The sequence below is a fragment of the Streptomyces sp. NBC_00009 genome (assembly GCF_045040855.1).
Classification (GTDB): Bacteria; Actinomycetota; Actinomycetes; order Streptomycetales; family Streptomycetaceae; genus Streptomyces; species Streptomyces aureus.
Map to the genome: position 1 here is coordinate 2,087,490 of NZ_CP108312.1, position 22,035 is coordinate 2,109,524.

Annotated in this window: 20 protein-coding genes; 3 read left to right on the forward strand and 17 right to left on the reverse strand. The window is 71.7% G+C overall.

The genetic code is table 11. From position 1 onward, the window contains the following. Positions 1-91 precede the first annotated feature (91 nt). The 8 genes from OHA58_RS09235 to rimP all read right to left on the reverse strand — a co-directional run bounded on the left by OHA58_RS09235 (position 92) and on the right by rimP (position 10,750). Positions 92-3,550 (reverse strand): serine protease, encoded by a 3,459-nt coding sequence (locus OHA58_RS09235; protein ID WP_405478149.1) that lies wholly within the window; start codon positions 3,548-3,550, stop codon positions 92-94. A gap of 227 nt (positions 3,551-3,777) precedes the next feature. Beyond that, on the reverse strand, positions 3,778-4,686 hold the full coding sequence (truB, locus tag OHA58_RS09240) for a tRNA pseudouridine(55) synthase TruB (RefSeq protein ID WP_227297573.1): 909 nt from the start codon (positions 4,684-4,686) through the stop codon (positions 3,778-3,780). After that, entirely contained in the window at positions 4,683-5,150 is a 468-nt protein-coding gene (rbfA, locus tag OHA58_RS09245) for a 30S ribosome-binding factor RbfA (RefSeq protein ID WP_405478152.1), read from the reverse strand. The genes truB and rbfA overlap by 4 nt, the downstream gene beginning before the upstream one ends. Before the next feature lie 33 nt (positions 5,151-5,183). Then, positions 5,184-5,477, reverse strand: a complete 294-nt coding sequence (locus OHA58_RS09250) for a DUF503 domain-containing protein (protein ID WP_405478154.1) — start codon at positions 5,475-5,477, stop codon at positions 5,184-5,186. Positions 5,478-5,618: 141 nt separating this feature from the next. Beyond that, entirely contained in the window at positions 5,619-8,732 is a 3,114-nt protein-coding gene (gene infB, locus OHA58_RS09255; RefSeq protein WP_405478155.1) for a translation initiation factor IF-2, read from the reverse strand. 146 nt (positions 8,733-8,878) lie between these two features. Next, positions 8,879-9,157, reverse strand: coding sequence for a YlxR family protein (locus OHA58_RS09260; protein ID WP_405478157.1), 279 nt, complete (start codon positions 9,155-9,157; stop codon positions 8,879-8,881). A 79-nt stretch (positions 9,158-9,236) separates the two neighbouring features. Beyond that, positions 9,237-10,226 carry a transcription termination factor NusA gene (gene nusA, locus OHA58_RS09265; protein ID WP_116509245.1) on the reverse strand — a complete coding sequence of 330 codons (990 nt, stop codon included), beginning with the start codon at positions 10,224-10,226 and terminating at the stop codon, positions 9,237-9,239. Positions 10,227-10,228: 2 nt separating this feature from the next. After that, positions 10,229-10,750 carry a ribosome maturation factor RimP gene (gene rimP, locus OHA58_RS09270; RefSeq protein ID WP_405478159.1) on the reverse strand — a complete coding sequence of 174 codons (522 nt, stop codon included), beginning with the start codon at positions 10,748-10,750 and terminating at the stop codon, positions 10,229-10,231. A 240-nt stretch (positions 10,751-10,990) separates the two neighbouring features. On the opposite strand from rimP, the gene OHA58_RS09275 reads away from it, so the two are divergent. From OHA58_RS09275 to OHA58_RS09285, 3 genes are all read left to right on the forward strand, one after another. Further along, positions 10,991-11,452: a hypothetical protein gene (locus OHA58_RS09275; RefSeq protein ID WP_405478160.1), complete on the forward strand. Its 462-nt coding sequence runs from the start codon at positions 10,991-10,993 to the stop codon at positions 11,450-11,452. A 1-nt stretch (position 11,453) separates the two neighbouring features. Continuing rightward, positions 11,454-11,936: a ferritin-like domain-containing protein gene (locus OHA58_RS09280; protein WP_405478162.1), complete on the forward strand. Its 483-nt coding sequence runs from the start codon at positions 11,454-11,456 to the stop codon at positions 11,934-11,936. A 65-nt stretch (positions 11,937-12,001) separates the two neighbouring features. Further along, a complete protein-coding gene (locus OHA58_RS09285) occupies positions 12,002-12,895 on the forward strand; it encodes an aminoglycoside phosphotransferase family protein (RefSeq protein WP_405478163.1) in 894 nt (297 codons plus the stop codon). A 107-nt stretch (positions 12,896-13,002) separates the two neighbouring features. On the opposite strand, the gene OHA58_RS09290 is transcribed toward OHA58_RS09285, so the two are convergent. The 9 genes from OHA58_RS09290 to OHA58_RS09330 all read right to left on the reverse strand — a co-directional run bounded on the left by OHA58_RS09290 (position 13,003) and on the right by OHA58_RS09330 (position 21,998). Next, positions 13,003-14,697 (reverse strand): proline--tRNA ligase, encoded by a 1,695-nt coding sequence (locus OHA58_RS09290; protein WP_405478165.1) that lies wholly within the window; start codon positions 14,695-14,697, stop codon positions 13,003-13,005. 79 nt (positions 14,698-14,776) lie between these two features. Next, on the reverse strand, positions 14,777-15,319 hold the full coding sequence (locus tag OHA58_RS09295; protein WP_405478167.1) for a GNAT family N-acetyltransferase: 543 nt from the start codon (positions 15,317-15,319) through the stop codon (positions 14,777-14,779). 40 nt (positions 15,320-15,359) lie between these two features. Further along, positions 15,360-16,124: an ABC transporter ATP-binding protein gene (locus OHA58_RS09300; protein ID WP_405478168.1), complete on the reverse strand. Its 765-nt coding sequence runs from the start codon at positions 16,122-16,124 to the stop codon at positions 15,360-15,362. Next, positions 16,121-16,921 (reverse strand): ATP-binding cassette domain-containing protein, encoded by an 801-nt coding sequence (locus OHA58_RS09305; protein WP_405478170.1) that lies wholly within the window; start codon positions 16,919-16,921, stop codon positions 16,121-16,123. The genes OHA58_RS09300 and OHA58_RS09305 overlap by 4 nt, the downstream gene beginning before the upstream one ends. Further along, complete coding sequence (locus OHA58_RS09310; RefSeq protein ID WP_405478172.1) at positions 16,918-17,736, reverse strand: ABC transporter permease; 819 nt, start codon at positions 17,734-17,736, stop codon at positions 16,918-16,920. The genes OHA58_RS09305 and OHA58_RS09310 overlap by 4 nt, the downstream gene beginning before the upstream one ends. Next, positions 17,733-18,698, reverse strand: coding sequence for an ABC transporter permease (locus OHA58_RS09315; protein WP_405478174.1), 966 nt, complete (start codon positions 18,696-18,698; stop codon positions 17,733-17,735). Before OHA58_RS09315 ends, OHA58_RS09310 begins: the two co-directional genes overlap by 4 nt. Further along, positions 18,698-20,218 (reverse strand): ABC transporter substrate-binding protein, encoded by a 1,521-nt coding sequence (locus OHA58_RS09320; RefSeq protein WP_405478176.1) that lies wholly within the window; start codon positions 20,216-20,218, stop codon positions 18,698-18,700. The genes OHA58_RS09315 and OHA58_RS09320 overlap by 1 nt, the downstream gene beginning before the upstream one ends. A 44-nt stretch (positions 20,219-20,262) precedes the next feature. After that, positions 20,263-20,988, reverse strand: coding sequence for a DUF1684 domain-containing protein (locus OHA58_RS09325; protein ID WP_405478178.1), 726 nt, complete (start codon positions 20,986-20,988; stop codon positions 20,263-20,265). Positions 20,989-21,149: 161 nt separating this feature from the next. Then, positions 21,150-21,998, reverse strand: coding sequence for a GNAT family N-acetyltransferase (locus OHA58_RS09330; RefSeq protein WP_405478180.1), 849 nt, complete (start codon positions 21,996-21,998; stop codon positions 21,150-21,152). Positions 21,999-22,035 lie beyond the last annotated feature (37 nt).

The following is a 22,035-nucleotide window of genomic DNA, read 5'->3' on the forward strand; positions in this document are numbered from 1 at the left end:
GTTACGTCTCTTTGCCGAATACGCAGGTCTAAGAGTGCCATGCCGAGCGCCCACGCCCAGCATCGGGAGGCGCCGTACCGGCCGGGGCAGGTCAGGCGGGTACGCGTACCCCGGCCAGACCCCCGATCACGCGGCGGGCGCTCGGCCCGACGAGGGCGGCCCACTCGCGCGGCGCCCCCGCCAGCCACTGGACGAGAAGGGCGGCGAACCCGGGCACCGAGTCGGCGAACTCGACGAGGGCGCGGTCGAAGCGGGCGGCTCCCTCCGGGGTGCGGACGAGCCGTTGTCCGGTGCGCCGCACCAGGTCGCGGGTACGGGTCGCTCCGGCGCCCCCGGCGCTGCGGGCGGCGGTCCGCAGGACGGCGTCGAGCACATCCGGGTCGTCCTCGTGGGCGAGCAGTACGTCGAGGAGCTCGCTGCGCAGGGCGCGTGAGGCGCCGGTGCCGGGTGCGGCGAGGACGGGCGCGAGCGCGGCCCGCCCGGGGGCCGGACAGGTCCGGAGCAGCCCCGTGACGAGGGGAAAGAGCACCGCCCGCCCGGCCGGCCCGTGCTCCAGGCACCGGTCGACGTACGCGGCGACGTCCTGCGCGGCGTCGGGCCGGTCCGCCGAGAGGTCCTCGACGAGGGCGGCCGCCCGCCGCGCGAGCGCGGGCGCGGTCACGCCGGCGAGTGCCCCCAGCACGTCGGCCGCACCGCCCGGCTCCCGCACACGGGCCCGGAAAGCGCGGAGTACCGGCTCCGGGTGCGTGGCAAGGGCGGCGGCGAGCGCGCTCACGGGCAACTGGGCATCGCCCTCCGCGAACCGCTCCAGGGCGCGCGCCAGATAGGTGCCGCGGGTCTGCGGGTCGCGCACGAGGAGGGCGAGCGCGGCGCCGTGCCGGGCGCTGTCGGTGGTGCGGGCGAGCAGGGCGAGCGCGGCGTAGCGCAGCAGGCCGCGATCGGCGTCGGTGGTGACGTGCGGGGCGACCCGCAGCGCGTAGGTGACGGCGGACGCGCGGCGGGCGGGGCGCTCGTCGTGGGCCCAGCGGTCGACGGCGCGGCACAGCGCGGACGGCTCCTCGTCGGCGAGCACGGCGAGGAGTTCGTCGGCGTGCGGGTGCGCGCAGTCGGCGAGGGCCTCGGTGAGGTCGTCGACGGCGCGGTGCCGGTGGGTGTGCAGGAGCGCCTGGGCCGCGGTGGCGACGGTCGCGTCGGGCAGGGCGGGCAGCGGCCGCGCGTCGTCGAACCAGCGGGTGAGGTGGACCTGGACGCCGGCCGGGTCTGCGGTGAGCAGCTCGGCGACGGTGTCCAGGTGGCGGTCGTGGCTCCCGGGCGGCGGATCGTGCACGACGAGGCGGCGCAGGAGGCCGAGGCGTTCGGCGTCCGTGACGGAGATCCGGCGCCAGAACGAAGGGTCGAGGCGTCCGCGGTCGGCGAGCGGTTCGAGCACCCCGAGATAAGGAGTGGCGTCGGGCACGCGCAGGAGCGCCTCCTCGACGAGATGGGCCGCCCACCAGGAGGCGTCGACGTCGCCGGGCGTGAGGGAACTGAGCGCCAACTCGGCCAGATGTGCGCCCAGTTGGGCCGGTCCCTGCTGGCGTTCGACGAGGAGCAGGGCCTGGACGACGGGGCCCGCGCGGTGCCGGGGCACGGGCACCGTGGGCACGGCCCGGCCGGCGTCCCGGTCGCGGTACACGAGCGCCCGCAGCGCCTCGTCCAGGTCCAGGTGCATGCCCTGGATCCAGTCGGCGACCTCCTCGTGCGCGAACCGGTAGCCGCGCCCCGCAGGGACGAGTACGCCTTCGGTGAGGACGGCCGGGGCCCACGCCGTGACGCCCCCGCCGCGCCGCCCCGGCAGCGCGCCCCAGGGGAACACCTCCTCGAACGCCTCCCGGTCCAGCTCGCCCTGCCCCGGCCCCAGGCAGCGCCGCGCCGCCTCGTGGACCTGACCGGACACCCGGGCGGCGAGCCTGCGCACGGCCGTGCCGCGCAGCCCGTTCACAGCGGCGAGGCGCACCGCCACCCGCAGGCACATGAGGTCGAGATACGCGGCGAAGACGGCGTCCCGGTCGGCGCTGCCCGGCACGGGCCCGGGCAGCGCGGCCCGCACCTCGGCGAGGAGCCTCAGGGCGAGCGGATGCTGTGCATCGCGGCCGGCGAGCGCGTCCTCGGGCAGCCCGTACCGCTCCCGCGCCACGCGGGCCTGGTCGCCGGTCAGCTCCCCCAGCAGGACACAGGCGGGCAGCCGCCCGGTCCGTCCGTACAGCACACCAGGCGGGAACAGCTCGCCCGCGCGCTCCCAGTACTCCCCCCGGCACGCCACGACGAGCCGTACGCCGGTCTCCCGCAGCCAGCGCGCCGTGCCCTCGGTCCACTCCGCCAGCCGGTGCGCCAGGACGGGCGGCATCTCCTCGGGCCCGTCGAGCAGCAGGACGAGGGGCCGGCCGGCGGCGCGTGCGGGCGTCGCGATCCGCTCCGGCGACACATCGCCGACACCGACACCGCCGGGCTCCGGGCCCCCGGGCTCGCCGGTCTGTCCGGGGACGGCCCCGGGCAGTGACGCCGCGACGATGCGCCCGGCCCTGACCAGCGCCCGCCTCGCGGCGTCGGCCACGCTCCGGTCGTCGCCGTGCAGGTCCGCGCCGCGCAGCCAGAGGGTGGGGGCGGGGTGGGCACCGCGGCCGCGTCGCGCGGCACAGGCGGCGAGCTCCGTCGTACGGCCGCTGCCCGGCGCCCCCACGAGGGCCAGGACCGCCGCGCCGGACGCCTCGAACGCGGCGAACTCCCTTGCCACTTCAGGCCGTTCGACCGGCTCCGGGTCGAGGACCGCACCCGGCCCGTCGGACCCGACCGACGTGGCCGTCAGCTGGAGCGCGCCCGCCAGATTGAGGTCGTCCCCGTACACCGGCACGGTGGCCGCGTTCCGCGCGAGGAGCGCGGCGAGCGGCCCCTCCGGGTCGGCGGCAGCGGCCTCCCGCAGCGGCACGGCGAATCCGGCGGCGCGATGCCCGGCCTCGAGCGCGGTGCCGAGAACGGCGAGGACGGCGCCCGAAGCGGCGTCGACGACAGGTCCCCCCGCCGCCCCTCCTCCGAGCCGCAGCGCGTCTCGGCCGTCCGTGCCGATGGCCAGCTCCATGGCCCCGGGAACGATATGGAAGCGGTCGGTCGCGGTGTACGTGACGTCGGCATGCCCGAGGACGCGCGCCTCGCGCCAGCCCCCGGCGGCGATCCGCACATAGGCCCCCGCTCCGGCCGGGCCCCGGACGGCCACCGGCAGCGGGCGCATACCGAGGCCCTCCGTCGCGTCGTTGCGGATGAGCGCGAGGGCCGATTCGGGCAGCGGGACGATGTCGGCGGCGCCCACGACGCAGGTGATCCCGCCGGGCGCGCGCAGCACGACGCGGCCGAGTCCGTCGATCACTTCATGGCTGGTGACGACGGTCCCGTGGTCGTCGGCGACGAAGCCGGCGCCGCGCGGGCGTCCGGCCAGATCGAAGACATGGACGAGGGGCGGCCCGGTCCCGGGACCCGTCGCGTCCCCGTCGCCGGCCCGGGGGCCACGTCCCGCCATCGTCGAACCTCCCCGCCACGCCCCGTAGGACCGACGGTAGGCGCGCGGTGATCAGCGGAACAGGCGCCGGAGCGAACGCGCCCCCTTCCACTCCCTCGGTTCACTCCGAGCGCCCGCCCGAAGGGGTGAACAGATCGGGGGTGATGGATAGACCCTTGGAGGGGGGATCGTGGAGCGGCACGCAGCTGACTGCGCGCGCCGCTCCACGGCGGGGGCCGGCGAAGAGATCAGCCGAAGACGGCGAGGCTCTTCGCCTTGCCCTTCGACTCCTCCACGAGCGCGAGGAACACACCCTCGGGGTCGAACACGGCGACGGGCCCGGCGCCCGCGTACTCGCCGGGCACCTCCAGACGGACCCCGTTGAGCAGCAGCTTGGCGCGCTTGGCGTCCACGTCCCAGCGGGGGAACGCGGCGGTAGCGGCGTCCGCGACGGGCATCACGGTCAGCTCCTCCTGGAGCTGGTCGAGGGTGCGCGCGGAGTCCAGCTTGTAGGGGCCCACCCGCGTGCGCCGCAGCGCCGTGAGGTGACCGCCGACGCCCAGGTCCGCGCCCAGGTCCCTGGCGAGGGCCCGGATGTACGTCCCGGACGAGCAGACCACCGAGACGACCAGGTCGAGGACCGGGGTACCGTCCTCGGCGACCGCGTCCCTTATGTCGTAGACGGTGAAGGACGAGACGGTGACCGGCCGCGCCGGGATCTCGAACTCCTCGCCCTCACGGGCCCGCTTGTAGGAACGCACGCCGTTGATCTTGATGGCGCTGACCTTGGACGGCACCTGCATGATGGCGCCGGTCAGCTTGGCGACCCCGGCGTCGATCGCGTCGCGGCGCACGCCGGACGCGTCCGTGGACGAGGTGAGGTCGCCCTCGGCGTCGTCGGTCAGCGTGTTCTGGCCGAGCCGGATCGTGCCCAGGTACTCCTTCTCGGTCAGCGCGAGATGGCCGAGCAGCTTGGTCGCCCGCTCCACACCGAGGACCAGGACACCGGTCGCCATGGGGTCGAGCGTGCCCGCGTGGCCGACGCGGCGGGTCTTCGCGATCCCGCGCATCTTGGCCACCACGTCGTGCGAAGTGAAGCCCGACGGCTTGTCGACAATGACAAGACCGTCGGGCGTCGGGGTGTTCTTCTGCGTCATTCCGAGGCTTCGCCGTCCTCGTCCGCGCCGTCCTCGTCCTCGTCCTCGGGCTTGCGGTACGGGTCCGCGCCCCCGGCGAACTCGGCACCGGCGGACGCCTCCCGGACCTTCGCGTCCGAGATCCTGGCCTTGTCGAGGAGGTCATCGATGGCCTTGGCGTTGTCCGGCAGGGCGTCCGCCACGAAGGCCAGGGTCGGCGTGAACTTCACACCGGCCGCCTGGCCCACCGCCGAACGGAGTACGCCCTTGGCGCTCTCGAGGCCGGCCGCGGCAGCGGCACGCTCCTCGTCATCGCCGTAGACCGTGTAGAAAACGGTCGCCTCCCGCAGGTCACCCGTCACCCGGGTGTCCGTGATGGTCACATGCGTACCGAGCCGCGGGTCCTTGATCCCGCGCTGGAGCTTCTGGGCCACCACCTCTCGGATGAGGTCCGCCAGCCTTTTCGCCCGCGCGTTGTCGGCCACTGCGCCGTCTCCTTCTTCGCCTTGCTCTTAAAGTCAGTCTTCGTCGCCGTGGAGCCTGCGTCGAACGGAGAGCAGCTCCACCTCGGGACGGGCGGCGACAAAGCGCTCGCACCGGTCCAGTACGTCGGTGAGGTGCCCCGTCTCCCCGGAGACCATCGCCAGGCCTATCTCGGCCCTGCGGTGAAGTTCCTGGCTCCCGGTCTCCGCCGCACTCACCGCGTACTTGCGCTGGAGTTCGGCGACGATCGGGCGGATCACGGAGCGTTTCTCCTTCAGCGAGTGGACGTCGCCGAGGAGCAGATCAAAGGACAGAGTCCCCACATACATGTGTGTCCGGATGTCCCGCCGGTTCGGGTTCGTGGCCCCGCCAACCACTTGGCAGGGACACCAGAACCGTACACGCAACGGCCGGGGCCGATCGACGGGATTTCGTCCCGCCGACCGGCCCCGACCTTCACCGTGCGCGGATCAGGCGCGCGGCTTCTCGCGCATCTCGTACGTCGCGATGACGTCGTCGATCTTGATGTCGTTGAAGTTTCCGAGGTTGATACCGCCCTCGAAGCCTTCGCGGATCTCGGTGACGTCGTCCTTGAAACGACGCAGACCGGAGATGTTGAGGTTCTCCGCGATGACCTTGCCATCGCGCAGCAGGCGCGCCTTGGTGTTGCGCTTGACCTCGCCGGACCGGACGAGCACACCGGCGATGTTGCCCAGCTTGGACGAGCGGAAGATCTCGCGGATCTCCGCCGTGCCGAGCTCGACCTCTTCGTACTCCGGCTTGAGCATGCCCTTGAGGGCCGCCTCGATCTCCTCGATGGCCTGGTAGATCACCGAGTAGTAGCGGACGTCGACGCCCTCGCGGTCCGCCATCTGGGCCGCGCGGCCCGCAGCGCGGACGTTGAAGCCGATGACGATCGCGTCGGAGCCGGTCGCCAGGTCGATGTCCGACTCGGTGACGGCACCCACGCCGCGGTGCAGGACGCGGATGTCGACCTCTTCGCCGACGTCGAGCTGGAGCAGCGAGGACTCGAGAGCCTCCACCGAACCGGACGCGTCGCCCTTGATGATGAGGTTGAGTTCCTGCACCAGACCGGCCTTGAGGGCCTCGTCCAGGTTCTCCAGGGAGAACCGGACGCCACGCCGCGCGAAGTTGGCGTTGCGCTCGCGAGCGGCACGCTTCTCGGCGATCTGACGGGCCGTACGGTCCTCGTCGACCACCAGGAAGTTGTCGCCGGCACCCGGGACGTTGGTGAGACCCAGGACCAGGACGGGGGTCGACGGACCCGCTTCCTCGACGTTGTTGCCGTTGTCGTCGAGCATCGCCCGGACACGGCCGTACGCGTCGCCGACAACCATCGTGTCGCCGATGCGCAGCGTGCCGCGCTGGACCAGGACCGTCGAGACGGCACCACGGCCACGGTCGAGGTGGGACTCGATCGCAATACCCTGCGCGTCCTGCTCCGGGTTGGCCCGCAGGTCGAGCGAGGCGTCCGCGGTCAGGACCACGGCCTCGAGCAGGGAGTCGATGTTCAGACCCTGCTTGGCGGAGATGTCGACGAACATCGTGTCGCCGCCGTACTCCTCGGCCACCAGACCGAACTCGGTGAGCTGACCGCGCACCTTGGTCGGGTCGGCACCCTCGACGTCGATCTTGTTCACCGCGACGACGATCGGCACGTTGGCCGCCTTCGCGTGGTTGAGCGCCTCGATCGTCTGCGGCATGACGCCGTCGTTGGCCGCCACCACGAGGATCGCGATGTCGGTCGACTTCGCACCACGGGCACGCATGGCGGTGAACGCCTCGTGACCCGGGGTGTCGATGAAGGTGATGCGGCGCTCTTCGTCGTTGACCTCGGTGGAGACCTGGTACGCACCGATGTGCTGCGTGATACCGCCGGCCTCGCCCGCAACGACGTTCGTCTTGCGGATGGTGTCGAGCAGTCGGGTCTTACCGTGGTCGACGTGACCCATGACGGTCACGACCGGCGGACGCGCGACGAGGAACTCCTCGCCACCCTCGTCCTCGCCGAACTCGATGTCGAAGGACTCGAGCAGCTCGCGGTCCTCCTCCTCGGGGCTGACGATCTCGAGGATGTAGTTCATCTCATCCGCGAGGAGCTTCAGCGTCTCGTCGGAGACGGACTGCGTGGCAGTGACCATCTCGCCGAGGTTCATCATCACGGCGACGAGCGACGCCGGGTTGGCGTTGATCTTCTCCGCGAAGTCGGTGAGGGAGGCACCGCGCGACAGACGGACGGACTGTCCGTTGCCGCGAGGCAGCATGACGCCGCCGACCGACGGGGCCTGCATGGCCTCGTACTCCTGGCGCCTCTGCCGCTTCGACTTGCGACCACGACGGGCGGGCCCGCCGGGACGGCCGAACGCACCCTGTGTGCCACCACGGGCACCGGGACCGCCGGGACGGCCACCACCGGGACGACCGGCGAAACCGCCGCCGCCACCGGGACGACCGGCGAAACCGCCACCGCCGCCACCGGGACCTGCCGGACGGCCGGCGAAACCGCCGCCGCCACCGGGACGACCGGCGAAGCCGCCGCCGCCACCGGGACGACCGCCGCCGCCACCCGGACGACCGCCGCCGCCACCGGGACCACGGCCACCGCCGGGGCCACCACCGGGACGCGGAGTACCGGCAGCGGGACGCTGCGGCATCATGCCCGGGTTCGGACGGTTACCGCTCGGAGCGCCACCGGGACGCGGGGCGCCGCCCTGCGGACGGGGCATGCCGCCCGGGGTCGGACGAGCGCCGCCCTGACCCTGCGGACGCGGGGCGCCACCGGGGCCACCCTGCGGACGCGGGCCGCCGGGGCCACCCTGGCCGCCGCCGGGACGCGGGGCACCGCCGGGACGGGGCGCCTGGGGGCGCGCCATGCCGGTGGAGCCACCAGAGGTGAACGGGTTGTTACCGGGACGCGGGCCGGCGGGACGACCGCCGGGACGCTGGCCCTGACCCTGGCCGCCGGGGCGCGGGGCACCCTGACGGTCGCCGCGGTCACCGCGGTCGCCACGGGCCTGACCCTGACCGCCCTGGCCGGGACCGGCCGGACGGGCGCCACCGGGCTTGGGGGCACCGGGACGGGCACCCGGACGCGGACCGGCTGCCGGGGAGGCCGCGGGGGCCTGGGCAGCGGGAGCGACCGGAGCCGCGGGCGGCGCCGTGAACTCGGGCGCGGCCGGGGCCGGAGTCACGGGACGCGGGGCCGGCTTCGGGCCGGGCGTCGGACGCTGACCGGCGGCCGGGGTCACCGGGGCGGCGGCAGCGGGCTTCTCCGCAACCGCAGGCCTCGGGGCCGGCGGGCGCGGAGCAGCAGGCTTTGCGGCCTGCGCCGGAGACGGGGCCGGACGGGCCGGCGAAGGCTTCGCGGGCGCGGCCTTGCGGGCGGCGGGCTTGCCGCCGCCACTGCCCTGCTGGAGGGCGTCAGTCAGCTTGCGTACTACAGGCGCCTCGATCGTCGAGGACGCCGAACGGACAAATTCACCGAGTTCTTGGAGCTTGGCCATGACGACCTTGCTCTCCACCCCGAACTCCTTGGCGAGTTCGTATACCCGGACCTTAGCCACTTCGCTCCTTTTAGGTCCGGGTTACGCCGGACCGTCGCTACTTCATGGGCGTACTCATCGCGTGCTCATCGAGTGCTCATCGCAATCTCGACCTACTTCCAACTCGCGGGGGTACCAGGACCGCACGGGGTCCCGTACGGCACGTTCTACGGTGTTACCTGCTCGACGCGGTGGCGCAGTGCCTCCGTATCGAACGGTCCAGGGGCTTTGAACGCCCGCTGGAACGCCCGGCGGCGGACCGCCAGGTCGAGACAGACCAGGGCGGGGTGCACATACGCACCCCGGCCGGGCAGCGTACCGCGCTGATCGGGGACACACTTACCCTCGATCACCACGATGCGCAGCAGATCGCTCTTGGCCGTTCGCTCCCGGCATCCCACACACGTGCGCTCTGGGCATGCACCGGCATGCGTCCGGCCAGACACGCTTAAGTCTACCTCCCCGCACCGACCTCACCCCTTTGGGGCAAAAATCGAACGGTTGTTGTCGTGATCTTTGTGGTGGCTACTCCGCCGGCTGCTGCTCGGTGTCCGGACGGATGTCGATCCGCCAGCCCGTGAGCCGCGCGGCGAGGCGGGCGTTCTGGCCCTCCTTGCCGATGGCGAGCGACAGCTGGTAGTCCGGCACGATCACCCGTGCCGAGCGGGCAGCCATGTCCACGACCTCGACCTTGGACACCCGCGCCGGGGACAGGGCGTTGGCCACCATGTCGGCCGGGTCGTCGGACCAGTCGACGATGTCGATCTTCTCGCCGTTGAGCTCGGCCATGACATTGCGCACACGGCCGCCCATCGGGCCGATGCAGGCGCCCTTGGCGTTCAGGCCGGAGCGGGTCGAGCGGACCGCGATCTTCGTGCGGTGCCCGGCCTCGCGCGCGATGGCGGAGATCTCCACGGAACCGTCGGCGATCTCGGGGACCTCGAGCGCGAACAGCTTCTTCACCAGGTTCGGGTGCGTGCGCGACAGGGTCACGGAAGGACCGCGCACACCCTTCGCCACACGCACCACGTACGAGCGAAGGCGCATGCCGTGCTGGTACTCCTCGCCCGGGACCTGCTCCTGCACCGGCAGGATGGCCTCGAGCTTGCCGATGTCGACGAGCACGTTCTTCGGGTCGCGGCCCTGCTGGACCACGCCCGTCACGATGTCGCCCTCGCGGCCGGCGTACTCGCCGAGCGTCGCGTCGTCCTCGGCGTCGCGCAGCCGCTGCAGGATGACCTGCTTCGCGGTCGTCGCGGCGATACGGCCGAAGTCGGACGGGGTGTCGTCGAACTCCCGGGCCTCCTGGCCCTCTTCGAGTTCCGCCGGGTCCTCCTTCGCCCACACCGTCACATGTCCGCTCTCACGGTCGAGGCGCACGCGCGCGTGGCGGCGGCTTCCCTCGGTGCGGTGGTAGGCGATGAGGAGGGCCGACTCGATCGCTTCGACCAGCAGGTCGAAGGAAATCTCCTTCTCCCGCACCAGACCCCGCAGGGCACTCATGTCGATGTCCACGGCTACGCCTCCTCTGCATTCTCTTCGTTTGTGTCGTTCTTGTTCTTACGGTTGAACTCGACCTGGACGCGCGCCTTGGCGATGTCGTCGAAGGTGAGCCTGCGGGCGGTGGGCTTGCGCCCCTTCACGCCGGGCACCTCGAGGTCCAGGCCCTCGTCGTCGACCTTCAGGATCCGCGCGACGAGCTCGGTGTCGGCGCCGTCGGCCAGCTGGAACTTCACCAGGCGGTCGACCGCACGCAGGTAGTGCCTGTGCTCGGTCAGCGGCCGCTCGGCGCCGGGGGTGCCGACCTCGAGGTCGTACTCGCCCTCGCCCATGGCGTCCGTCTCGTCGAGCTTCGCCGAGAGCGCGCGGCTCACATCGGCGACCTGGTCCAGATCGGCTCCGGAATTGGAGTCGACGACGACTCGCAGCACTCGCTTACGTCCGACCGATGCCACTTCGATCTCTTCGAGATCGAGGCCCTGGGAGCTCACGAGCGGTTCCAGTAGTGACCGCAGCCTCTCGCTCTGGGTGGTGCTCATCCGGGTGACTCCTCGGCCGCGTGTGCTGTTGTGGTCTCGTCGTGCGTCAGGTCAAAGGGTATCCGGTCCAGGGGGGTGTTGCCGTCCACCAGGCGGGGGCCGAAGGTACGGTGATCACCGGGCCTGCCGCCCGCCGCTCCTGCTGAATCCTTCCTGCCATCCTTCCTGCCGAGGACGTCTGCCGTGCCGTTGACCACTGGGGCCCCCGCGGGGCCGCGTAGAAGGAGCCTGCTGGCCTCGGTGACCGGGGCCGCGCTCCTGACGGGCTGTTCCGACGCCGAGGACCCCGCGTCGGACGGTGCCAGGGGCGCCCGCAGCGCCTCCGCCACACAGCGGATCAAGGCGCGCGCCGCCCGCGACAGCGGCGACCTGCTCGACCGCTACGAGGCGGCGCTCGCGGCCCATCCGGCCCTGGCCGCGCGGCTCGGCCCGTTGCGCGACGAGGTGGCCCGGCACGCGAAGAGCTTCGGTGCCCCGGCGCGCCCGGCCGCACCGGCCTCTCCCTCTCCCTCGCCGTCGCCGTCGCCGTCCGCCTCACCGGCCTCCGAGAAGGACACGGTGAGCGCACTGGCGAAGGCCGAGCGGGAACTCGCCGACCGCCGTGCCGCCGCCCTGGTCGAAGCCCCCGCCGAACTGGCGCGCCTGCTCGCCTCGGTGGCCGCCGCGGGTGCCGGCCACGCGTATCTGCTGACGAAGGACTGACATGGCCGACATGCGCGACAAGGACGACAGCGACAAGCAGCTCCTCACCGCGGTCCAGGCCGCACTGGCCGCCGAGCACGCGGCCGTGTACGGCTACGGCGTCGTCGGCGGCCGGATCAGCGAGGCCCGCAGGCCCGAGGCGCGCACCGCGTACGACTCCCACCGCGCGCGCCGCGACGACCTGCGGCGCACGGTCCGCGACCTCGGCGGCGACCCCGAGCCGTCCGCGGGCGCCTACGCGCTGCCCTTCCCCGTGCCGGACCCGGCGGCGGCCGCGCGGCTCGCGGCGGACATCGAGGACCGTGTCGCCGGGGTCTACTCGGACCTGGTGCGGGCCTCCGAGGGCGTGCGACGCAGAGGGGCGGCGGACGCGCTGCGGGAGGCGGCGGTGCGGGCGGTGCGGTGGCGGGGCGGCAGCGTAGCCTTCCCTGGTCTCGCCGAGCGGTCCGCGGCGCCCGAAGCGTCCGCGACACCGCAGGCGTAGCCGGCACGGTCACACGTACGGTCCGCGGTCACGGGGACGGTCACGGGGAAGGGAGTTACTCACGCATGTCTTTCGAACCGCCGAAGCGGCTGGTCAACGCGCTCGGCGAGGTGCGGGACGACGGAGCGTCCGCGTGGCTGGCGAGGGTGCCCGAGATTCTTCAAGAGGCCGTGGAACGGCTTGAGTTGACGGTCGAGCGGGTGCATGTGCCGGGCGGGCGCAGCAGTCTCGTCGTCCTGGTGCGGCGGGCCGACGGGTCACCCGCCGTCCTCAAACTGGCGCCGGAGCGCTTCCGCCCGGAGGCCGAGCACGCGGCTCTCACGCACTGGAACGGCTTCGGGGCGGTGCAGCTCCTCGGCGACGGGGGCGACCTGCTCCTGGAGCGGCTGCATCCCGAGGTGTCGGTGCGCTCGCTGCCCGAGGCGAAGGCGCTGTTGGAGGCGGCCGGCACGCTGCGCAGGCTGTGGGTGGACCCGCCGTCCTGGCGTTCCTGCGAGACGGTCGCCGACCGGACGGGCCGTCAGGCCGAGGCGATGCGGGCCACCGCCGCCGCGGAGCCGGATGTCGTGCCCCTGGTCGACGCGGCGCTCACGGCGCGGGACGAGCTGCTCGTGGCTCCGCCGGAGGTGCGGCTGCTGCACGGGACGTTCCGGCAGAGCAAGGTGCTGGCCGGGGAGCGGACGCCGTGGCTCGCGGTCGGGCCCGACCCGGTCGTCGGCGAGTGCGCCTTCGATCTCGCGCGGCTCGTCAGGGACCGGGTGGAGGACCTGATCGCGTCGCCGTCCGGTGCGGCGACGACGCGGCGGCGCGTGAAGCGGCTCGCGGAGTCCCTCGAAGTGGACCAGGAGCGGCTGCGCGGCTGGACGCTGTTCCGTGCGGTGGAGTCCGGTGTACGGGCACTGCGCGTGGGGCGTTCGCGGGATGCGGAGCTTCTGCTCGAGTTCGCGGGGTGGCTCTGACGGTTTGCGCGTGCGGGCTGTGTGTGGCTGGTCGCGCAGTTCCCCGCGCCCCTTTGGGGCACGACGGAGGGCCGGGACAGTAAGTCCCGGCCCTCCGTGCGTACCGATCAGGCCGTGAGGCGCGCGATGGCCTCTTCGACCGTCACTTCCTCGCGCTCGCCGGTCTTGCGGTCCTTCAGTTCCACGATGCCCTCGGCCGAGCGGCGGCCGGCGACGAGGATCTGCGGGACACCGATCAGTTCGGCGTCGGTGAACTTCACGCCCGGCGAGACACCGGCGCGGTCGTCGACCAGGACGCGGACTCCGGCGGCGCCCAGCTTCTGGGAGACGTCGAGCGCCAGCTCCGTCTGGAGGGCCTTGCCGGCGGCGACCACGTGGACGTCGGCCGGGGCGATCTCCTTGGGCCAGCACAGACCCTTGTCGTCCGCGGTCTGCTCGGCGAGGGCGGCCACCGCGCGGGAGACGCCGATGCCGTACGAGCCCATGGTCACGCGGACCGGCTTGCCCTGGTTGCCGAGGACGTCGAGCTGGAAGGCATCGGCGTACTTGCGGCCGAGCTGGAAGATGTGACCGATCTCGATGGCGCGGTCGAGGCGCAGGCCGGTGCCGCACTTGGGGCAGGGGTCGCCCGCCTCGACCACGACGACGTCGAGGTAGTCGTCGACCTCGAAGTCGCGGCCCGCGACGACGTTCTTCGCGTGCTTGCCGGGCTTGTTGGCGCCGGTGATCCAGGCCGTGCCGGCGGCGATGCGCGGGTCGGCGATGTAGCGGACCTTCTCCAGGCCCTGCGGGCCCACGTAGCCGCGTACGAGGTCGTCGCGGCCCTCGAAGTCCTCGGCCGTGACGAGCTCGACGACAGCCGGGGAGAGGTGCTCGCCGAGCTTGCCGAGGTCCACCTCGCGGTCGCCGGGCACGCCCACGGCGACGATCTCGCCGTCGACCTTGACCAGGAGGTTCTTCAGGGTCTGTGAGGCCTGGACGCCGAGGTGGGCGGCGAGGGTCTCGATGGTCGGGGTGTCGGGGGTGTCGAGCTCCTCGACGGCCGGGTGCTCGGCGCTCGCGGGGACCGGGGCGGCGAAGGTGACGGCCTCGGTGTTGGCGGCGTAGTCGCAGGCCGGGCAGTCGACGAAGGTGTCCTCGCCGGCCGGGGCCGGGGCGAGGAACTCCTCGGAGGCCGAGCCGCCCATCGCGCCGGAGACGGCGGAGACGATGCGGTGGTCGAGGCCGAGGCGCTCGAAGATCTTGATGTACGCCTCGCGGTGCAGGGCGTACGACTCGGCCAGGCCCTCGTCGGTGGTGTCGAAGGAGTACGAGTCCTTCATGAGGAACTCGCGGCCGCGCAGGATGCCGGCGCGCGGGCGGGCCTCGTCGCGGTACTTCGCCTGGATCTGGTAGAGGATCACGGGCAGGTCCTTGTAGGACGAGCACTGGTCCTTGACCAGCTGCGTGAAGATCTCCTCGTGGGTCGGGCCGAGGAGGTACTCCGCGCCCTTGCGGTCCTTGAGGCGGAACAGCTCGGGGCCGTACTCCTCCCAGCGTCCCGTCGCCTCGTAGGGCTCCTTGGGCAGCAGGGCGGGGAGCAGGACCTCCTGGCCGCCCATGTCGTCCATCTCCTCGCGGACCACGCGGGCGACGTTCTCGAGGACCTTCTTGCCCAGCGGCAGCCAGGACCAGATGCCGGCGGCCGTGCGGCGCACGTACCCGGCACGGACGAGCAGCTTGTGGTTGAGCGTCTCGGCGTCGGCCGGGTCGTCACGCAGTGTCTTGACCATCAACCGGGACATGCGCTGGACCTGGGCCATGATTTTGACTCCTGCTGCGAAAGGTAGGGATGTGCAGGAGGTTAGCCGGGTCCGTCCCGCGCCCGGAAATCGGCTGCCTTCAGCGACGCAGCGGGAGCGGTGCGCCCATGACCGCGTAGGGCCGGGGAGCGCTGGGGAAGAGGACCTGCCGGGCGAGGTCCTCGTAGCCGAGCGAGCGGTACAGGCCGCGGGCCGGGCTGTCGAAGTCGATGGCCGAGAGGATCGACCTGGGCTCGTCGGCGCTGTCCGTGATGGTCGTGATGAGGGACCGGCCGATCCCGCGGTTCTGGTAGCGGGGGTGGACGTGCAGCTCGGTGATCACGAAGGAGTCGTCGAGCCATCCGTCCAGCGAGCGCGAGCGCAGATAGGGCTCCACCACGGTGGACCACCAGTGGGCGCGGTCGTTCGGCATGCCGTAGACGAAGCCGACGAGCCGGCCGCCCCCGGTGTGGGCGCCGAGGGCGCGCGCTCCGGGGTAGGTGAGGTGCCGCAGCACGATCTGGCGGCGCACGGCGATCTCGTCGTCGCTCAGGCCGAAGGCGTACGCCTGCACGGCCAGTGCCTCGTCCACGTGTTCCGCGAGGTCGAGAGGCCCGATGGTGACGACGTCGTCCTGGGTCATGACGGGGAGACTACAGGGCCGTCCGACGGCCCTCATCTGATCAGACGGGCAGCCTGGGAACGCTGTCGAGCAGCCGCCGCGTGTAGGGGTGTTGGGGCGATCCGAGCACGTCACGGGTCTCGCCCTGCTCGACGACGCGTCCGCGTTCGAGTACGGCGGTCCGTTCGCACAGGGCGGCCACCACGGACAGGTCGTGGGAGACCATGACGATGGTCAGGCCCCGCTCCCGCTTGAGCTCGCCGAGCAGGTCGACGACCTTGACGCGGGTGGTGACGTCGAGCGCGCTGACGGGTTCGTCGGCGAGCAGGACGCGCGGATCGCACACGGTGGCCCGGGCGATGGCGATGCGCTGGCGCTGGCCGCCGGAGAACTCGTGCGGGTAGCGCGACGCCGCGTCCGCCGGGAGCCCGACCTGTTCCAGAGCCTCGGCGACCTTCGCCTGCGCGGCGGCGCCGGTGGCCACGCCGAGCGAGCGCAGCGGCTCCGCGACGATGCGGCTGACCCGCCGGCGCGGGTCGAGGGAGGCGTACGGGTCCTGGAAGACGCACTGCACGGAGCGCCGGAAGCGCCGCATCTGCTCGCGGTCGCCGAGCCGCAGCGGATCCCCGTCGAAGCGGACCGTCCCGGTGGTGGGGCCGGCGAGGCCGAGGAGCAGCCGGAGCAGGGTCGTCTTGCCGGCCCCCGACTCGCCGACGAGCGCGAGGCTGTGGCCCGCGTCGACCTTGAGGGAGACGTCCTCGACGACGGGCGCCGCGCTCCCCCGGTAGGTGTGTCCGACCGAGTCGAGTTCCAGTACGGCGGTCATCGGGGCTCTCCCAGGTCGAGGGCGGATTCGAGCTTCCGCGCGCTGTCGACGAGCGCCTTCGTGTACGCCTGCCGGGGCGCGCGCACCAGGTCGCGTACCGTCCCGTCCTCGACGGCGCGCCCGTCCTTCATCACGAGGACGCGGTCGGTGACGCGCGAGACGACGGCCAGGTCGTGGCTGACGAAGAGGACGGCCATGCCGCGCTCCCCCACGAGGGTGTCGAGCAGGACGAGCATCTCGGACTGCACGGTGACGTCGAGCGCGGTGGTCGGCTCGTCGGCGATGAGCAGGTCGGGGTCGCAGGCGAGCGCCATGGCGAGGGCGACGCGCTGGCGCTGGCCGCCGGAGATCTCGTGCGGGAACGCGCGGGCGATGCGCCCGGGTTCGGGCAGCCTGACCTGCTCGAGGGCTTCGGCGACGGCCTTGCGGAGCGCCTCGCCCTTGAGGCCGCGGCGGCGGCGCAGCGGTTCGGCGAGCTGCCTGCCCACGCGCATGAGCGGGTCGAGCGCGGTCAGCGGCTCCTGGAAGACGATCGCGGCGACGCGGCCGCGTACGTCGACCAGCCGCTTCTCGCTCGCGCCGACGATCTGGGTGCCGTCGAGTTCGACGCTGCCCGTGGCGGTCATCCCGTCGGGGAGCAGGCCGAGCACGGCGAGGGTGGTGAGTGACTTGCCGGACCCGGACTCGCCGATGAGGCCGAGCCGTTCGCCCCGGTCGACCGAGAAGGTGAGATCGGATACGAGGGCGCGGCCGTCGCCGGTGCGGATGGTGAGGTCGCGTACGTCGAGCAGGCTCATGCCGCTGTCCTCCTGCGCCGGGCCGGGTCGAAGGTGTCGCGCAGGCCGTCGGCGACGAGGTTGACGCCGATGACGAGCAGCACGAGGAGGATGCCGGGCGCGAGGGCGCCCGCCGGCGCGGTCGTGAACGTCGCCTGGGCCTCCTGGAGCATGCGCCCCCACGAGGCGTTGGGCGGCGGGGCGCCGAGGCCGAGGTAGGACAGGCTCGCCTCGGCGAGGACGGCGAGTCCGAACTGGAGCGCCAGGTTGACCGAGAGCGTCGGCCAGATGTTGGGCAGCACGTGCTCGCCGACGATCCGCGGCCAGGACGTGCCGGAGGTGCGGGACGCGGTGATGTAGTCCTGCGCGAGGACGCGTTTGGCCAGGATCCGGGTGAGGCGCGCGACGATCGCGCTCTGGGCGAGACCGATCGCGATGATCGCCGAGGTGAGGGTCGCCGAGCGGGCGGAGACGATCAGCATGGCGAGCAGCAGCGTCGGGAACGCGATGAGGATGTCGAGCAGCGCCGAGACGGTGTCGTCGAACCACCCCTGCGCGAACGCCGCTATGAGGCCGAGCGTGATGCCGACGACGGCCGCGATCAGGACGGACCCGAGCCCGGCCGCGATCGCGATCCTGGACCCGGTCATGAGCTGCGTCAGCAGGTCGCGGCCGAGCTTGTCGGTGCCGATCAGGTGTCCGTCGCCCGGCCCGGCGAGCCGTCCGCCGGAGGTGTCCGAGGGGTCGTACGGCAGCCAGAAGAGGGAGACGAGCGCGATGAGGGCGATGAGTCCGGCGAGGACGCACCCCGTCCACAGGGTCGCGGAACGCTTCATCGGGCGCCTCCCGAGAGCCGGTTGCGCAGCCGTGGGTCGATGATCCGCTGCACGAGGTCGGCGGCGAAGCCGATGAGCAGCACGGCGAGGGTGGAGACGAACAGGACGCCCTGGATGACGGGGTAGTCGTGCTGGGCGATGCCGGTGGCGAGCAGGGAGCCGAGCCCCGGCAGCGCGAACACGGACTCGACGACGACCGCGCCGAGCAGGGTCGACGCCAGCTCGATGCCGAGGATCGAGATGACCGGCACGGAGGCGTTGCGCAGTCCGTGGCGCCACATGGCCTGTCCGAAGGACGAGCCGAGGGCGCGCGAGGTGCGCAGGAAGTCGCTGTCGAGGACGTCGAGCGTCGCCGATCTGACGTAGCGGATCAGGGACGCCGACATGACGAGGGCGATGGTGACGACGGGCAGGACGAGGGAGCGGATCGCCTGTGCGGGGTCGGACCAGCCGTTCTGCGGGAAGCCGCCGGACGGCAGCCAGCCCGCGTTCAGCGCGAACACGACGATGAGGATCATGCCGAGCCAGAACACCGGTACGGCGATGCCCAGTTGGGACACCCCACTGAGCAGGGCGCCGTACCAGGTCCGGCGCTTGTACGCGGCGACGAAGCCGGCCGGGACCGCGATCAGCACGGCGAGCACGAACGCGGACAGGGTCAGCGGCACGGTCACGCTCAGGCGCTGGACGACCTCGGGTCCGACGGGCAGCGAGCTGACGAAGGACGTGCCGAGGTCGCCGGTCGCGAGCTGCCCAATCCAGTGGGTGAACTGCTCGGGCAGCGGTTTGTCGGAGCCGATGGAGTGCCGTGCCGCCGCGATCTGCTCCGGCGAGGCGCCCACGGAGGTGAGCGCGTTCGCCGGGTCGCCGGGCAGCATCCTCAGCAGCACGAACAGGACGATGCTCGCGAGGACCAGGGAGACGACGAGGAAGGCGAGGCGGCGCAGGAGATAGCCGGTCATCAGCCCTTCTTTATGTCGTACGCGAAGAACTGCGAGTTCAGGCCGTTGAGCGGGTAGCCGGACAGCTTGCTGTTGGCGACGACGATCTGCGGGTACAGGTACAGCCAGTCGCTGGCGGCGTCCTCGGCGGTCTTGCGGTTGACCTTCTTGAGGATGTCGGTCTGCGCTTGCGTCGACGATGCCTTCTCGGCGTCCTCGACCCACTTGACGACCTGCTTGTTGTCGTAGCCCCAGTAGAAGTCGGGGTTGCCGTACCAGACGACGTCACGGTCGTTCACGTGCTCCTGGAGCGTGGCCGAGAAGTCGTGGTTCTTGTAGACCTTCGTGTACCACTCGTCGGGCGTGATCGTGTTGATCTTGACGGTGATGCCGACCTTGGCGAGCTGCGACTTGATGAAGGTGGCGGCCGTCGGGTGCGGGTCGTAGTTCGGGGTGTCCAGCGTGAAGCTGAAGCCCTTCGCGTAACCGGCCTCCTTGAGCAGCTTCTTGGCCTCGGTCGGGTCGTACGCGTTGACCTTGGTCAGGTCCTCGTACCAGGGGTCGGTGGGCGGCACCATCGACCCGATCTCCTTGCCGTAGCCGCCCCACACGGACTCGAGGAGCTTCTTGTCGTCGATCGCGGACGAGACGGCCTTGCGGACCTTGACGTCCGTGAAGGGCTTGGCCTTGTCGTTGAAGGCGAGCAGGAGCTTGGTCGTCGAGTTGCCGTCGTTGACCTTGTAGCTCTGGTTGGACTTGAACTGGTCGAGGGCGTCGGGCGACTGCTCGCTGGTGACGACGTCCACGGCGTTCGTCAGAAGCGCGTTGTTCAGCGCGGTCGCGTCCTTGTAGTAGTGGAAGACGACCTGCTTGTTCGTGGCGGCGGTGCCCCAGTAGCCGGGGAAGCGGTCGAGGCCGAGCGCGGAGCCGCGCGTCCACTTGCCCAGCTTGTACGGGCCCGTGCCGTCCTCGGTCGTCTTCAGGTTCTTCGCCTGGTCGTTGATGATCCAGACGTAGGACAGGTTGTAGACGAAGGAGATCGACTTCTGCTTCAGCGTGACCTTCACGGTCTTCGCGTCGGGGGTGTCGACCGCCTTGATGACCTCGAGGTTGCTCTTGCGCGCGGACTGCGAGTCCGGCACGATCACCTTCTCCAGGCTGTACTTGACGTCCTTGCTGGTCAGCGCCTTGCCGCTGTGGAACTTCACGCCGTCGCGCAGGGTGAAGGTGTAGGTGAGCCCGTCGCCGGAGACCTTGTAGTCCTTGGCGAGGAGCTTGTCGACCTTGCCGTCGTCGGTGAGCTTGAACAGGCCCTCGTAGACATTGCCGTTGAGCGCCTCGGTGACGCCCTGGCCGCCGCCTCCGGTGTTGTCGAGGTTCTGCGGCTCGTACAGGGAGCCGATGTTGACCGTGGCGTTCTTGTCGTACGAGCCACTGCCGCCGCTGCTGTTGTTGTCGCCGGAGCCGCCGCACGCGGCGAGGGTCACGGCGAGGGCGACGGTGAGCACACCGGCGGACAGGGGCTTCTTGGGGAGGTTCATGGAGGCTGCCTTCGTACGGGGCGCGGGGAGGGGGAGCGCGGGGATCAGTGCTGGTCGGCGAAGCCGTCGCGGAAGACGGGGAGCTTCTCGCCCGCTTCCACGGGCAGATGGAAGCGGTTCTGCCGCGGCGGCATCGGACAGTTGTACTGATCGGAGAAGCCGCACGGCGGGACGAATGCGCGGTTGAAGTCGAGCCGCACCCGCCCCTCTCCCGTGTGCTCGACGAAGAGGAACCGGCCCGCGCCGTAGGTGGCCGTCCCGTTGGTCGGGTCGCCGAAGACGAGCAGCAGCGTGCCGTCGTCGTCGAAGGCGCTGAGCGTGTAGTCGGTGCCGTCGACGGTGAGCGCGATGTCGCCGGGGACGGCGAGGTCACGGGTGCCGCCGTTGTCCCGGATGTGCTCGAAGGCGACGCGGCGGCCGTCCTCGACGGGGGTGTACGTGGCGTCCAGGACCCAGGCCGGGTCGAACGGGAACGCGTCGGTGCGCTCGAAGTTCCGGATCGCGGGGGACTCGGCGTCCCAGAACCGCAGCGCGTACTCGGGCTCGCCGGTCACCATGTCGGTGCGCTCGACGGTGGTGACGGTCACGCTGTCGCGCTGTCCGGCGCGGGCCGCCGTGAGGTCGGGGCGCTCGCCCGCGTGCAGCCAGCGGGTCTCGACGAGGGCGAGGTTCCCGGTGGGACCGGTGACGGAGCGGTGCCGCTCGGCACGCCACTCCTCCCAGGCTGCCTGGGAGGGGTCACTGGCACGGTCGGGCATGGCGGCACTCATTCGCGTAGAAACTCATCAGCATCCACGCCGGTGTGCACACGGAGGTTGGTCACACTGGGTGAAGCTTGAACCAAAGGAGTTTCTTTATCTTCCATAAGGGGCGCTAATGTCAAATGGCGCCAGAAATGTGAGACAGGTGCCACGGGAAGCGCGCCGACGCGTCAGAACAGGACGCTCATGAAGGCGCCGACTTCCTCGAATCCGACCCGGCGGTACGCGGCCCGCGCCGGGGTGTTGAAGTCGTTCACGTACAGGCTGACCAGCGGCGCGACATCCGCGAGCGCATAGCGCAGGACCGCCGCCATGCCCGGGGCGGCGAGGCCGCGGCCGCGGTGTTCGGGGGCGATCCACACGCCCTGGATCTGGCAGGCCCGCGTCGTCTGTGCACCGATCTCGGCCTTGAAGATCACCTTGCCGTGCTCGTCGAGCCGGGCGAACGAGCGCCCCGAGCCGACCAGCTCGGCCACCCTCGCCTGGTACAGCAGGCCCCCGTCACCGGCGAGCGGCGAGACGCCGACCTCCTCCGTGAACATCGCCACGCACGCCGGCATGATCGTCTCCATCTCGTCCTTCCGGACGCGACGGACGTACGGGTCCGGGACGATGTCGTCGGGGAGCCGGTCGGTGACCATGAGGGGCTGCTGGGCGCGCACGTCCCTGGCCGGGCCCCAGTTCGGTTCGAGCAGCCGCCACAGCTGGGCGGTGGGCTCGGCGGGGCCGACGATGGAGGAGCAGCGGCGCCCGGCCCTGCGGGCCCGGTCGGCGAACCCGCGCACGGCCCTCGGGGTGGCGCAGATCGGGACCAGGTTCGCGCCCGCGTAGCAGAGGGACTCGAGCATCCCGTCCTCGTACCAGCCCCACATCTCGCCGCCCAGACGCCACGGGTCGAGGCCCGCTACCTGGACGCGGGACGCCACGAAGGCATTGGCAACCGGCTCGCGGTCCAGCACCGCGAGCGCGGCGTCGAGGTCACTCGGTTCGAGGACCCGGGTGGTGGTCTGAGTCAACACGTGCGGGGGCCTCACCATACGGTCTGCTGATCTCCGC

Excerpts from the sequence above, each read along its gene's own strand:
- OHA58_RS09250 (WP_405478154.1), bottom strand. The coding sequence starts at position 5,477 with ATGTATGTGGGGACTCTGTCCTTTGATCTGCTCCTCGGCGACGTCCAC.
- OHA58_RS09320 (WP_405478176.1), bottom strand. The coding sequence starts at position 20,218 with ATGAACCTCCCCAAGAAGCCCCTGTCCGCCGGTGTGCTCACCGTCGCC.
- OHA58_RS09285 (WP_405478163.1), top strand. The coding sequence starts at position 12,002 with ATGTCTTTCGAACCGCCGAAGCGGCTGGTCAACGCGCTCGGCGAGGTG.
- OHA58_RS09280 (WP_405478162.1), top strand. The coding sequence starts at position 11,454 with ATGGCCGACATGCGCGACAAGGACGACAGCGACAAGCAGCTCCTCACC.
- OHA58_RS09305 (WP_405478170.1), bottom strand. The coding sequence starts at position 16,921 with ATGAGCCTGCTCGACGTACGCGACCTCACCATCCGCACCGGCGACGGC.
- OHA58_RS09290 (WP_405478165.1), bottom strand. The coding sequence starts at position 14,697 with ATGGCCCAGGTCCAGCGCATGTCCCGGTTGATGGTCAAGACACTGCGT.
- OHA58_RS09310 (WP_405478172.1), bottom strand. The coding sequence starts at position 17,736 with ATGAAGCGTTCCGCGACCCTGTGGACGGGGTGCGTCCTCGCCGGACTC.
- OHA58_RS09295 (WP_405478167.1), bottom strand. The coding sequence starts at position 15,319 with ATGACCCAGGACGACGTCGTCACCATCGGGCCTCTCGACCTCGCGGAA.
- truB (WP_227297573.1), bottom strand. The coding sequence starts at position 4,686 with ATGACGCAGAAGAACACCCCGACGCCCGACGGTCTTGTCATTGTCGAC.
- OHA58_RS09315 (WP_405478174.1), bottom strand. The coding sequence starts at position 18,698 with ATGACCGGCTATCTCCTGCGCCGCCTCGCCTTCCTCGTCGTCTCCCTG.
- rimP (WP_405478159.1), bottom strand. The coding sequence starts at position 10,750 with ATGAGCACCACCCAGAGCGAGAGGCTGCGGTCACTACTGGAACCGCTC.
- OHA58_RS09300 (WP_405478168.1), bottom strand. The coding sequence starts at position 16,124 with ATGACCGCCGTACTGGAACTCGACTCGGTCGGACACACCTACCGGGGG.
- OHA58_RS09235 (WP_405478149.1), bottom strand. The coding sequence starts at position 3,550 with ATGGCGGGACGTGGCCCCCGGGCCGGCGACGGGGACGCGACGGGTCCC.
- OHA58_RS09325 (WP_405478178.1), bottom strand. The coding sequence starts at position 20,988 with ATGAGTGCCGCCATGCCCGACCGTGCCAGTGACCCCTCCCAGGCAGCC.